Source organism: Maribacter sp. MJ134 (assembly GCF_003970695.1).
Taxonomy (GTDB): domain Bacteria; phylum Bacteroidota; class Bacteroidia; order Flavobacteriales; family Flavobacteriaceae; genus Maribacter.
The window spans coordinates 2,335,347-2,349,550 of sequence record NZ_CP034570.1; the positions used below are offsets into that span (position 1 = coordinate 2,335,347).

7 protein-coding genes are annotated in these 14,204 nt (G+C 43.5%); 6 read left to right on the top strand and 1 reads right to left on the bottom strand.

The annotated features are described in order from the left end of the window. Positions 1–2 precede the first annotated feature (2 nt). Positions 3–1,388, bottom strand: coding sequence for a DUF1080 domain-containing protein (locus EJ994_RS10230; protein WP_126592334.1), 1,386 nt, complete (start codon positions 1,386–1,388; stop codon positions 3–5). A 251-nt stretch (positions 1,389–1,639) separates the two neighbouring features. On the opposite strand from EJ994_RS10230, the gene EJ994_RS10235 reads away from it, so the two are divergent. The 6 genes from EJ994_RS10235 (at position 1,640) to EJ994_RS10260 (ending at position 14,200) form a co-directional block, all read left to right on the top strand. Continuing rightward, positions 1,640–3,550, top strand: coding sequence for a hypothetical protein (locus tag EJ994_RS10235; protein ID WP_126592335.1), 1,911 nt, complete (start codon positions 1,640–1,642; stop codon positions 3,548–3,550). A 63-nt stretch (positions 3,551–3,613) separates the two neighbouring features. Then, entirely contained in the window at positions 3,614–6,385 is a 2,772-nt protein-coding gene (locus EJ994_RS10240) for a family 78 glycoside hydrolase catalytic domain (RefSeq protein ID WP_126592336.1), read from the top strand. Between the two features lie 4 nt (positions 6,386–6,389). Next, the gene (locus tag EJ994_RS10245) at positions 6,390–8,864 is read left to right on the top strand and encodes a heparinase II/III family protein (RefSeq protein ID WP_126592337.1); all 2,475 of its coding nucleotides are present in this window, start codon (positions 6,390–6,392) and stop codon (positions 8,862–8,864) included. 1 nt (position 8,865) lies between these two features. Continuing rightward, complete coding sequence (locus EJ994_RS10250; protein WP_126592338.1) at positions 8,866–10,434, top strand: sulfatase; 1,569 nt, start codon at positions 8,866–8,868, stop codon at positions 10,432–10,434. Positions 10,435–10,523: 89 nt separating this feature from the next. After that, positions 10,524–12,719 (top strand): glycosyl hydrolase, encoded by a 2,196-nt coding sequence (locus EJ994_RS10255; protein ID WP_164721447.1) that lies wholly within the window; start codon positions 10,524–10,526, stop codon positions 12,717–12,719. A gap of 5 nt (positions 12,720–12,724) precedes the next feature. Beyond that, the gene (locus EJ994_RS10260; protein ID WP_164721448.1) at positions 12,725–14,200 is read left to right on the top strand and encodes a sulfatase; all 1,476 of its coding nucleotides are present in this window, start codon (positions 12,725–12,727) and stop codon (positions 14,198–14,200) included. Positions 14,201–14,204 lie beyond the last annotated feature (4 nt).

Sequence of the window (14,204 nt, forward strand, 5' to 3'; positions counted from 1 at the left end):
TCTTAGTTTTCTGTTTTTATTTTGATATTTCTGAAAGAAACGAGGTCGCCATGGTCTTGGAGAAGTATATTACCCTTTTCCAACAACCCAAAATTGGGCCAGTCCTTATACTTGCTTTCGCTTACCAATTGTAAAAAGTCTTCGCTACCACGCTCGTATTCCAAAATCTTAACACCGTTTAACCAATGTTCCACTTGGTTGTTTTTGGATACGATATGTGCTGTATTCCATTCCCCTATCGGATGCATATGTTTACTGGTGTCCGCCTGAATTAAATCATAAAGGGACCCGACGGTTCTACTACCCTCGTGACTTCCCAATTTCGCATCGGGATGGCGTTCATCGTCCAAAATCTGAAACTCTAATCCTATGGAGGAGCCTTCACCCTTATTCAGCTCGGTATCTACGTAATATTTGATACCGCTATTGGCACCTTCGGTTATCTTAAAATCGACCTTCACTTCAAAATTATCATACATTTTCTCGGTAACGATATCGCCACCTGCAGTAGATTCGCCACCGCCACTAGCAAGCACGCTTAGGACACCATCCTTAATTTCCCAGCCTTTTTCGGGAAAGGTTTCCAACTTGGCACCTCTCCAACCTTTGGTAGTCTCACCGTCCCAGAGCATTTCCCAACCTGCCTTCTTTTCATCGTAGGTCAGTTGGTTTTTTGTAACCACCGGAGTTAAAGGAGACGGTGTACTGTACTGCGCTAGATTCTCGGTAATGAATTCAATATTCCTCCATTTGATTTCCACGTCGGGCTTTCCGTTTTTCCCAATACTATGTACTTGCAGGGCTATAAATCCTTCTGCCGTCATATCGTCTATAACATAAGCCGCTGGCACCTTATTGAGCCATGTTTTTATAGTGTCACCAATGGCCTCGATACGAAAATGATTCCAGTCATTGGGTTTGTAGGCTTTTTGCGCCGCAGGATTATCTACAAGCGGATTCAACCACTTTCTTCTTTTCTCATCGTACAGACCGCCACTCCATGCTCTTTTGGAAGGGTCTATCTCTACTTGATAGCCGTGTACCATACCATCTCTGTACCAAGGCAGACTATTACTTCTTATCTGCACGCCGGAATTAGACACGGAATCCGTCTTAAAATCCAGCTCCAATATAAAATCCGAATAATTTGAATCCGTTGCCAAAAAGGTATTGGGTGTATTGGCGACGGTTGTACCAATAATTTCACCGTTTTCAACTTTGTAGGTAGCCTCCCCACCGATGGTATGCCAGCCGTCTAAGTTCTCTCCATTGAATATGGGTGTAAGGTGGTCCTTACTGGTATCCTCACAACTGGTTGACCCTAGCACTATTGAAAGTACTACAATAATCTTAAACGTTGGTAGGGAGGTAAAAAAGTGTCTTTTCATTTTATATCTAGTTTATGTTTTAAAATTACAGTTTACACAGGTTAAACCGTCCTGTACTGCCCCGTTACATTTCAGCGAATGTTGACGTCTATAAATTCTTGACCGTAATAGACAATAGTTGAACCCGCTAAACACGAAGTTAGACGACTTGAATATAAGAAAAGTACACCATATAGTACAGGATGGTACATTTCAACGCTTGGTTTAGTTTTAGAGAGGAATCTTGGTATATACCATTTCAAATCACGAAAATGAAAAGACGCTCTTTCACTCAACTCACGGCGATGGCCGGCTTGAGTTTTATATTACCACACTATGGGTGCAAGAATAGTAGTCATAAATCACCTAATCATGCGGAGCTCAAGGCCTTCGGCGAATCCTCTTTGAGCTTGTTGACCACTTGGTGCGATGCGATGATAAGAGACCAAATAAATGACCCTAATGATTCGGTTATGCATGGCGCTTTGTACTGCCATGCCTGCGATTTAATTCACGGTAGATGCCCTGATGCCGTATATCCCTTTTTATATATGGCCGATACCACTGGTGAACAGAAATATCTGGATGCCGCAATTAAGGTGATGGACTGGTCCGAAAATGTGGATAAACCCGACGGCAGCTGGACAAACATGTTGGACCCAAAATCTTGGAACGGTACTACTGTTTTTGGAGCCATTGCTCTTGGAGAGGCATTACACCACCATGGGCATATTTTGCCAAACGACATTAAGGAGAAATGGGAAAAACGTTTAAAACGTGCCATTGAATATGTGTACCAAAAATTTGATATGCACTTTAGCCATATCAACTATAGGTTCACGGCAATCTACGCCCTGTACTTTTTAGGAAAGCACTTTAACGAAGATAAATATATTACAAGAAGTAAAGAGTTTGCGGCAGAAATACCAAAATGGCTTACCGAACCCAACAAACTACTTTTTGGTGAGGACAAACCGGATAACGACAAAAGCGCAAAAGGTCTATACCCTATTGACTTGGGCTACAACGTAGAGGAGACATTGAATGCCATGGTACAATATGCGGTACTTGAAAAGGATGAGGAATTACTGGAATTACTGACGCAATCCTTGAATGGACATTTAGCGTTTATGCTACCGGATGGTGCTTGGGACAATAGCTATGGAACGCGACAGAACAAATGGACCTATTGGGGCAGCAGAACTACGGATGGGTGCCAACCCGCCTTTAGTTTAATGGCCGATAGAAATCCAGCTTTTGGAACGGCCGCCGTTTTAAGTACGGAACTGTTGGAACGCTGCACCGTAAACGGACTTCTAGCAGGGGGGCTGCATTATACATCACATGGTGTAAAACCCTGTATGCACCATACCTTTGCACATGCTAAAAACTTGACCTTTGTGCTGGATAATATGGAACAACTGCAGCAGGTAAATAAAAAAACACCCTTACCTAGAAGTACCCAAGATGGCGTGAAACATTTCCCGGAATTGGATGTTTGGTTGGGTGCAAGAGGCCCTTGGCGAAATACCGTTTCTTCTTACGACCAAATTTGGAAAAAACCCTACTCTGTAGCTGCAACAGGCGGGTCCTTGGCCGTACTATGGCATGAAAAAGTGGGTCCCGTATTTACGGCCAGTATGGTAGAATATATAGAAGTGGAACCCGCAAACCAACAACCGCAACCGGGAGAGGATTTTTGTCTTACGCCACGAGTAGAACGTTATGTAGATGGGGTGCAGTTTACGAACGTACAGGATTTAAAAGCCAAAGTTTCGGTAACGGATACCGACGGTGTAATTGATTTTGCTATTTCGACCGCCCTTACCAATCGGGAAAAAGAAACCCTAAAAACGGATGGAGATTTTCAGTTAAACTATAGTATCGATTCTGATACCACCACCATAAAGGCCTTGCGCACGGGAACCGCCGAAAATGGAGACGCCTTGGTGCTTCCCGTAATTTCTCCGACAGGGGAAAAAGTAGTCATATCCTCTGAAAACCAAATTAAAATCCATAAACCAGAAGGCATTGTGACTATCACTTCAAATGTACCTATGCAGATTAAAGAAATGGAGAAAGAACGTATCTTCAATCAAGTTCCCGGTATGGAGGTAGTACCCATAATGGTCAGTTTTCCAGAGGGAATAAAAGAAGTTATCTGTACCCTAGCCATCATTTGATGGTGCAACCTAAAAATTGCAAAGTTTAAATTGATACACAACCCATACCGATAATAACACATTATGAATTTTAAGTCGATCATACAACATAGCATTCCCCTTCTAGCTATCTTATTCTTCACCTCTTGCGCACCGGAAGTCATTGAAAAACCAACAGCTTTGACCTTATCAGAAGGTTTTGAAAACCCGATGGGATTTTACGATGCTACGCCCACTTTTTCTTGGCAACTACCGGTTGCTAAGGACGTATCCAGTCAAACGGCCTATCGCATAGTTACTGCGAGCAGTCCGGATTTGTTACCGGAAAATGCAGACCTTTGGGATTCTAAAAAGCAGGAAACGAGTCAGTCTACATGGGTTAATTACAATGGGAAACCCTTAACATCCCGTCAAAAAGTATATTGGCAGGTAAGGTATTGGAATCAAGATGGCGCGCCTTCTGCATGGAGCGAGACACAGCACTTTGAATTGGGATTGCTGAACAATAGCGATTGGCAAGCCAAATGGGTTGGACTAAATACCGCAAAGGATAGTGTCAGGGGACGTGGAAAAGTATTAATCCACAAACCCCAATACCTAAGAAAAAGCTTTGAAGTACCCGATAAAGTAGCATCCGCTAGATTATACATCACTTCCAAAGGTGTTTTCGATGTTTCCGTGAACGGAACAGATGTTTCGGATGACGTAATGTCTCCTGGCTTTACCACATATGATAAGCGCATAGAGACCTTATCTTACGATGTGACCGATTTATTGGTATCCGGACAGAATGCTATAGGTATAGAATTAGCAGCTGGTTGGTATTCTGGGAGACTATTATGGGGCAACACTCCTTGGGACAATACCATTTCACCAAAGATATTGGCTCAATTAGAAATCACTATGGGTGATGGCTCAAAAAAGCTTATACTTTCGGACAGTAGCTGGAAGGGAATGACCAACGGCCCTTTAGAATTTGCAGAAATCTATGATGGGGAAATCTACAACGCCAACTTGGAGCTGCCCAATTGGACCACAGCTGATTTTGATGATGCGGATTGGACTTCTGTAACGACTTCCGAAATTGATGCCGGCGTGAAGCTAGAACCCAAAAGACATACCGCGGTAAAGGATAAAATCAAGCTAACGACAAAGGAAATCACTAAAAAGGATGGAGCGGTCATCTTCGACTTAAAACAGAACATGGTGGGCGTTCCATTAGTTCAAGCACCTATGAAAAAAGGCGACACGCTTAAAATAAGGTTTGCCGAGATGTTATCCCCGGACGGTACTTTTTACACTAAAAATTACAGAAGTGCGCATTCTACGGATTACTATATTGCCGCCGAAGATGGTAACATTACCTATAAACCTAAGTTTACTTTTCACGGTTTCAGATATGTAGAATTGAGCGGTTTTGACCCGTCCAAAGAACCCACTAAAGATTGGGTCACCGGTATTGTGCAATATTCCGATTTTGATGAAAACGGCACTTTCACCTCATCTCATGACAAATTAAACCAACTACAAAGCAACATTGTTTGGGGTCTACGTGGTAATTTTTTGGATATCCCTACGGATTGTCCACAACGTGACGAGCGTTTAGGATGGACAGGTGATGCACAGGTATTTGGCCCCACCTCCATGTTCAATTCGGATGTGTACAAATTCTGGGCCAGTTGGTTACAAAGTGTACGCGAGGCACAATTGGAAGATGGTGCCATTCCTTGGACGGTACCAGACGCCCGCGGTAATAAAATTGCAAGTTCTGGCTGGGGAGATGTATGTACCATTATCCCTTGGAAAATATATAGACGTACCGGGGATATTGGGTTTTTAGAAGCTAACTATGAAATGATGAAGAAATGGGTAGCACATCATGAATTGAAATCGGAAAACTATATATCTAATATGATGTCTTTTTCGGATTGGTTACAGCCTTTTCCCGAGAATGGCGACAATAGGGGCGATACCTCAAAAAATTTAATTGGTACGGCATTTTTTGCGCACTCGGCCAAACTAACCGCCCAAACAGCCGCAGTATTAGGCAAAAAAGAGGAGCAGGCTACGTATGATGCTTTATACGAAACCGTTGCACAAGCCTTTGATGAAAAATACTTTGACGAGACCGGTAAAGTGAAGGAAGTACCAGAAACCCAAACCTCTTATCTGTTGGCATTGGCCTTTGATTTGCTTCCCGAAAATAAACGAAAAAATGCCCAGGCCAATTTATTACGAAAACTAAATGATGCCGACAACCATTTACGCACCGGCTTTTTAGGAACACCGCTACTATCGGAAGTTTTAGATGAAATGGGCGAAATAGATTTAATGTACAAACTACTTTTTAATGAAAGTTATCCCTCTTGGTTTTATTCTATCAATCAAGGCGCTACCACTATTTGGGAGCGTTGGAACAGTTATAGTAAAGAAGAAGGATACAACCCTAAGAGCATGAATAGCTTAAACCATTATGCATACGGAGCCATTGGGGAGTGGATGTACGAGCGTATAGCAGGTATTGCACCTTTGGAGGCAGGTTACAAAACCATCAAAATTGCGCCACAGTCCAACACACCACTTACATCTGCATCTGCAACGTATGAGACGCCCTTTGGACAAGTGGCATCTTCATGGACTATAGAAGACAATTTATTTACACTTAAAACTACGATTCCACCGAACACAACAGCAACAGTAATTTTACCTGGAGATAAAGAAAAGGAACTCCTTTTGGATGGTGCCCCAATTAAAAATAAAAACAGCGTACAGCTCATCAAAACGAGCATCGATTCCTTTGAACTACTAGTAAGACCCGGTACGTATAATTTTCAAACCATACTGAAAACTAGATAGGACTATGAACAAATGGAACAAAGCACTACTAGGGCTTCTACTATTGATATTCACGGAACCGCTAGTTGCCCAATCCTTACCCCATCCTGTTATATTTACGACCGCTGATGAAAGACCCCAACTATTACAAACTATAGCTACGTATGATTGGGCCCAAGCCATGGTTGCCGAGTTGCACGGGCGAATAGACAGCATTGCCGATGTGCATAAAAAACGGCCCCAAGCCTTTCTTACAACACTGCCCCCCTTTAGTTTTGACCATGGCGGTCACAGTGAGCAGGAGGCCACGTTCTTGGCAAATGCCCATAATAGAGTTTTAATGATAGCCTCTGAATCGGGCATGCTCTATTACATCACAAAAAACGATAAGTACGCCCAACTATCCGCAGATATATTAATGGCCTATATTGAGAAGCTCGCGCCAGAAACCCCACAGACGACCACCATTTGTGGCAATGAATTTTATGATCCCAGAACTACATATCCTCATTTTGCTTTGGCGTACGATTTCGTATACGACTTCTTAAAAAAAGAAAATACCATGACCTACAGCTCAAAACTGAAAAAACAGGTCCGTTTTGATAATGCCATGGCGCAAAAAGCATTACAGCATATGATAGGCAGTGTATTACAAGAGTACGGAAAACCGGATAAGCATGGCCAAAGGGTCTCCAACCATCCCATACTTACGGCGCCTGGAGCACTTTTTATGATACTTTGTATTGAAAATGATACGGAGCGGGAACGTCTTTTCAATATTTTCTGGGAGGAAGGCACCGCACATCAAAACTCCTTTAAAAATACAATTTTACCCCTATTTTCCAATCAGGGACTGTGGCCAGAATCCCTGAGTTATGGTTTTATGCCCATCGTAAGTATGGTACTGAACATCGTAGACCGCATTAAACCGGAGATGGAAGTTACCAAAAGTTCAAAACATATTTTTAACGGTAATTTCCTATATGATTATTTACGGTATCCGGATAGGCGATTTGTACGCTATGGCGATTCTAAAAGAAACAATGACTTTACCGAAAACAATTACAGGTATGCCCTACATATTGCAGCTCGCCATGGCTATACCGATATAGCGCAAAAGGCACAATTGGCATTACATCAGGCGTATGAGGCAAAAGGCGGATACGACCCGAACCTTAAGAGCACATCACCATACGACCAATACCAACATTTACAATTGTTTTGGGGTATAGATGTTCCCAGACAATTGGAGAGCAGCATCGATTTCAACAAAAAAACTGTGATTATAGAACATGCTGGAGTGGGGCTGCAAAGGAATGCTGTAGACAAGAACAATGAATTATATGGCCTCTGTGGTATCATCGGTGGCGCCCACTACGTTCATTCCCATGTCACTGGGATTTCCATGGAACTCTATGGCGCAGGTTATGTGATGGCTCCCAATGCCGGCCTACCGCCAACCGTCCCGGAAAGACAGATACCCCTTCATGAACATTATTTTAGGTTGTATGCCGGTAACAATACGGTGGTAGTAAACGGAACTTCACATGGGTTGGACGAAGGCTCTTGGAAACGCAGGGCCAACGTCTGGCAGAACACCGTGATGAACGTTGCCGCGGAGCCCAAACATTTGCAAGACGGTATTGCAGAGGAATTCAGTTTTGCGACGCAGTTTTTAGACGATACCGTCAACAATGCCAGGCAAGAACGCACGCTAAGCACCATTAGGACCAGTGAGACCACAGGATATTATTTGGATGTTTTTCGTTCCAAGTCAAATGGCGATAATAACTTTCATGATTACCTCTATCACAACTTGGGGGATGCCACGTATATTTTGGATGGGAAAGAGCAGGAATTACCTCTGAAACCAACGGACCGTTATCAAAATGATATTGGGGATACCGTTAAATCTCCGGGTTGGCGTTATTTTGAGGATACCATGACTACTGAGATGACGAAGGAAGGCGTCAAAGTGCGTTTTGATATCACATACGACGACCGATACATGCACCTTTTTATACCTGAGGGTATTTCAAGGGCCTATACAAAAGCCTTGGCACCTCCAACTAGAGAAGCCAAAAATGGGTATGTAGATAAAAAAACACAAGTGTTGGCAATACGCCAAAATGGCGAAGCTTGGGAAAATCCTTTTTTAGTAGTTCTGGAACCTTCACTAGAGAAATCATCAAGTGTTCAAAAAGTGGTGCCGTTGACCGATGGGGTCACAACTATTGGTGTGATTGTTCATTCACAGATTGTTGATGCCGAAATCACGGATTATATCATTTCACTGGACACTGAAAATTCAAATTATGTAAATGAATCTTTGGGCCTTGCCTTTACAGGGCGGTTTGGTATCGTTCGAGAAACCAAGAAAAAAGAAGGCGTGCAAATGACCCTCTACATTGGTGAAGGCGAGCGTTTGATTTGGGGCGATAAAAAATTGGAGGCCGATGGGGCAGGAAAGGGTATACGTTATTTCAATTATAAAAAATAGCATGGAGCAAAACCTTTGGATACCATTATTGTTATTGTTTCTGATGCTGGGTTGTAAGAAGTCCGTCGAACCAAAAAATGTGCTGTTGATTTTGGTCGATGATTATGGATACAACGACATGAGTTTTAGAAACAACAGTTTCTATGAAACTCCGAGTATTGACCAATTGGCAAGCGAAAGCACCGTATTTAAAGAAGGTTATGCCAACTCTAGGGTCTGCAGCCCTTCCAGGGCCAGTATCATGACGGGGAAATTTACTGCACGGCATGGTATTACGGATTGGATAGGAGCGCCAGCAGGGGAGGAATGGCGAAAGAAAAAAAGGTTCAACCAGCTGCTGCCACCAGAATATTCACGTCAGTTGCCCTCAGAGGATATTTCCCTGGCAGAAGCTTTAAAGAAACAAGGGTACACCACTTTTTTTGCGGGCAAATGGCACTTGGGTAGCAAAGGCTCTTGGCCAGAGGACCATGGATTTGACCACAATATAGGTGGTTGGGACTCCGGTAGTCCAAATGGGGGATTTTTTGCCCCTTATAACAATCCAAATCTAAAGAACGGACAGCCTGGTGAAAATTTAAGTATGCGGTTGGCAAAAGAAACCGTAGCCTTTATGAAAGACAATACAAAGCAGCCCTTTTTTGCCTTTTTGTCCTTTTATGCCGTTCATGCACCCTTACAGACCACCCAACCAAAATGGAACAAATACAGGGATAAGGCAGTGGCCAGTGGGTTGGCAGAGGCGGGATACGGAATGGAAGCAGTGCTGCCCATACGCCAGGTTCAAGACAATCCCATTTACGCAGGACTGGTAGAAAGTATGGACGATGCCGTGGGTCATGTTTTAGATGCCCTAAGGGAAATGGGCTTGGAGGAAAACACCATGGTGGTATTTACCTCAGATAATGGTGGCGTGGCTTCTGGGGATAATTATGCCACATCCAACCTTCCGTTACGTGGGGGTAAGGGCTACCCTTTTGAAGGGGGCATCAAAGAGCCCTACCTAATAAAAATTCCTTGGCTGGAAAATCAGACGGCAGAAACCGACGTGCCGGTTACCGGAGCCGATATCTATCCCACCATTTTAGATGCAGTTGAAGTGGAATTGATACCTGGACAACATCAAGACGGAATAAGCCTTCTTCCGCTGATGGGCGGATTGCCCGCAAAGGAGAGAAGTTTAATCTGGCATTATCCACATTACGGAAATCAAGGTGGGCAACCTTCCTCCATCATTAGAAAAGGGAAATGGAAATTGATTCATTACTATGAAGATGGTCGGGACGAATTGTATGATTTGGAAATTGATATTTCCGAAAAAAATAATGTTGCCGGCAAGCACCAAGAATTAACCAGTGCCCTGTTAGCGGAGCTTATGGATTTTTTAAACGGAGTAGATGCTAAGTTTCCTAAACAAGACCCGCTTTACGATGCTGAAAAGGAACGGGTTTATTTAGAGCGAATGGCTACAGAAAAGCGGAAAGCTTTGGAGCAACAACGTTTGGAAATACTACAACCCAACTTTCAACCCAATGCAGATTGGTGGGGGAGTCAAACCACAAAAGATTGATGATGTACAAATCGGTATGCTTAAAATATTGGCTATGCTTCCTCATGCTGGGAATGGTCCTCCTATCATGTGATAAAGCAAATAATACCTTGCCAAAATCGCTTATTGAAGATTTTAAAAATCCACCTAAGGCCTTTAAACCCATGCCTTTTTGGCACATTAATGGGGAATTGACCACCGATGGCATTCGTCAACAGATGAAAGATGCCAAGGAATTAGGTGGTTTTAGCGGCATTAGCGTTTTACCCCTTGCGCCCAAAAAAAATGGACGGCCAGGTACAACACCTAAGTTTCTTTCCAAGGAGTACTTGGAACGATTCCAAGATGTTTTGAATATCGCCGAGGAATTGGATATGGAGGTGATTTTATATGACGATAATGATTTTCCCAGTGGTATGGCGGGCGGAAAATTGGGCGAGCTATATCCCGAGCATACCATGAAACGCCTGGACAACGTAGAATCAACCGTCCAAGGTCCGGCTGTTTTAAAAGAAAAATTGCCCGATGGCGAATTGCTTGCTGCGGTGGCCATGAATCCAAAAACCTTGGAACGTCTTGACCTTAGTGAGTACATTAAAGACAATACCATCAATTGGCAGGTTCCTGCGGGCGAATGGAAGGTCATGTATTTTGTTTTAGTAAAGGATAGTTATCACAAAGCTTATCCCGTTGTCGATTATTTGGATACCACTGCGGTGCGTAAACTAATGGAATTGACTTACGAGGTGCATGAAGAAAACTTTGGTTCCTACTTTGGGAATACCATAAAAAAAGTCTTTTTTGATGATGTGGGTTTTTGGAAACACCCACGAACCTGGACCGGTCGTTTCAATCAAAAATTCAAAGAACTCAACGGTTATGACCCCGAACCCTATTACCCTGCACTTTGGTACGATATAGGACCAGAAACGGAATCGGTACGTCATGCATTTTTTAAAACGAGGGCCGAACTATTGGCCGAAGGGTTTCCGAAACTGGTCGGGAAATGGGCCCAAGAAAACGGCTTGAAGGATACGGGGCACCCGCCAGGTAATTACGACCCCACCCCCATAGACATGAACGCCGATATTTTTAAGTTCTACAGGCATATGGCCATACCATTGACCGACGCCATCATTGGCTATCAGTTTGGTCAAAATGGGCACAAACTCATCAGTTCTGCGGCCGATTATTATGATAGACCCATGGTTTCCACGGAAATCTACGGCGCCTATAAGGAAGAAACCATGGATTCCTTAATGCTCTATCGCTCGGCGATGGACCTCTTCTCCCGCGGTGTAAATTTTGTAGTGCCGCATGGCCTCTGGTACCATCCGGAACAAGTTTATATTTCCCCTTTGGTATCGCCCTACAGTGAAAAATTGGCCGCTGCATTACCCGGCTACTCAGAGTTTGTAGGCCGCGCTTGTATGTTGTTGCAAGGTGGAAAACGAGTTTCGGAAATAGGGGTTTTTTATCCGTTTGAAGAATTGGCGGGCTGGTACCGATTTGAAGACCCAGCTAACCCTCGGCAAGGGTTTTTTATATCCCCAGAAACTAATTATATGGAAATCAGTGGAATGCTCACCAACGATTTACGGCAAGATTTCACCTTTATCCACCCCGAATTCTTTTTAGGGGACAAATATGCGCTTCACAACGGTGCCGTAACCCTAAGTAATCTTGAAAACAAACAAACTTATAAAGCCCTTATCCTAACCGGTTGCAAAGTGATATCGGTAAAGACATTGGAAAAGCTAAAAGCCTATTATGACCAAGGCGGCTTGGTGATTTCCACAGGCCAACTGCCATATAAATCCTCCGAAATGGGAAAAGACGAGCAGGTAAAAACCCTGATAAAGGAGCTGTTTGGAGTGGATGCAAATGCCCCTTTGGATGGCAACCCGCACATAAACCAGAACAACTCCGGTGGCAGGGCCATTCATTTGGCAGATGCCAATGAAGCTGAGCTATCCAAGGCCTTGGTCATGGGCCTCACGCCCGATGTGGCCTTTTCTCCCAATCCAATACTTGGTTCGGATTTTGGCAAGTTCAACTACATCCACAAAATAAAGGAAGGTAGGCATATCTACTTTTTCTCCAATTCCAGTGATGAAGCCATCCAGACCGAAGTGACCCTCAAAGGTGATTTTAAGCTCTTTGAAGCGAATCCCCATACAGGGAATATCACACCAATTAAAAACTCAAAAAAGGTAAGTATAGAAAATCAATCCTATACAAAAGCCAGTCTGAACTTGCCTCCGGTGGGTGCTGTTTTTTGGATATCAAATGAAGACCTGAAATGAATATAATGAAGCGAACACTTTTATTGACTACCCTGTTTATAAGCCTTTTTAGCTGCAAACAAGATGAAAAGAAAGAAACAAAAAAAGCGAACACAAAACCGAACATCGTTTACATATTGACCGACCAATGGCGCGGTGATGCTTTGGGCTACGCGGGCGACCCCAATGTAAAAACACCAAATCTGGACCAGTTTGCCAAAGAGTCCGTCAACTTTACCAATGCCATATCCGTAGCACCCGTCTGTACACCGCACAGAGCGGCATTGTTGACCGGTAAATTCCCGACTACTACGGGCATGTTCGTCAATGACCTTTATCTACCCAAAGAAGAAGTGACCATGGCCGAAATTTTTAAGGGTGCAGGCTACAAAACAGGGTTTTGGGGAAAATGGCACTTAGATGGTCATGGCCGTTCTACCTATATCCCGGAAGAACGAAGACAAGGTTTTGAATATTGGAAGGGCTTGGAATGTTCTCATGCCTATAATAAAATGCCTTACTATGATAATAATGATACCATTTTAAGGTATTGGCCAGAATATTCGCCATTTGCCATCACGAAGGATGCCAACCAATATATGGCGGATAACGCCAATAGCGAACAGCCTTTTTTCATGCTGGTTTCCATAGCTACTCCGCACTACCCGCATAACAGTGCTCCCAAGAAATATAAGGAAATGTATCCGCAGGATAGCCTTGTGCTTCCTCCGAATATTCCAAAGTCATTGGAGCCAAGGGTTCGGAAAGAGCTGCAAGGCTATTACGCCCATGCAACCGCGACCGATGAGGCTATTGGGAATATGCTCAACCAACTAAAAGAGCTGGATTTACTGGAAAATACCATTGTGGTCTTTTCTGCCGACCACGGAGAGATGATGGGTGCCCACGGGGTAAGACCTTTTGTAAAACAACTGGCATGGGATGAAGCGCTTCGAATACCATTTTTAATTCGATATCCCCAAATTGATGCCAACGCGGGAACGGTAGTAAATGCCCCATTGACCACACCCGATATACTCCCCTCGCTCTTAGGTTTGACCGATATTCAGATTCCCAAAGACGTAGAAGGTGAAAATTTGGCCAATCTCATTAAAAATCCCAATCCAGATGTAGATAGAGCTGCACTGGCGATGGGCGTCGCTCCTTTTGGGGCCAATGTAAAAGACCCAGCCTACAGGGCCATAAAAACCAAGCAATATACCTACGTGAAAACCCCAGAAGGTGCCAGTCATTTATTCGATAATCTGGATGACCCGTTTCAAATGCAAAATTTGGTACATAAAACGGAGTATGCGAAAGTCCAGCAAAAGTTAGATGACGAATTGGTCGGTCAGCTCAATAAAATAGGGGACGAATTTGGTGATAGGGATTACTACCTTAAAAAATGGAACTACATTTTTGATAAAAAAAGGAAAGCCATTGATTGGTGGAGTTTTGATGAGGGAAAGGGTGTGGTACAGTCGCCTAAACCAGTTCAATAATTTT

Excerpts from the sequence above, each read along its gene's own strand:
- EJ994_RS10230 (WP_126592334.1), bottom strand. The coding sequence starts at position 1,388 with ATGAAAAGACACTTTTTTACCTCCCTACCAACGTTTAAGATTATTGTA.
- EJ994_RS10235 (WP_126592335.1), top strand. The coding sequence starts at position 1,640 with ATGAAAAGACGCTCTTTCACTCAACTCACGGCGATGGCCGGCTTGAGT.
- EJ994_RS10240 (WP_126592336.1), top strand. The coding sequence starts at position 3,614 with ATGAATTTTAAGTCGATCATACAACATAGCATTCCCCTTCTAGCTATC.
- EJ994_RS10245 (WP_126592337.1), top strand. The coding sequence starts at position 6,390 with ATGAACAAATGGAACAAAGCACTACTAGGGCTTCTACTATTGATATTC.
- EJ994_RS10250 (WP_126592338.1), top strand. The coding sequence starts at position 8,866 with ATGGAGCAAAACCTTTGGATACCATTATTGTTATTGTTTCTGATGCTG.
- EJ994_RS10260 (WP_164721448.1), top strand. The coding sequence starts at position 12,725 with ATGAAGCGAACACTTTTATTGACTACCCTGTTTATAAGCCTTTTTAGC.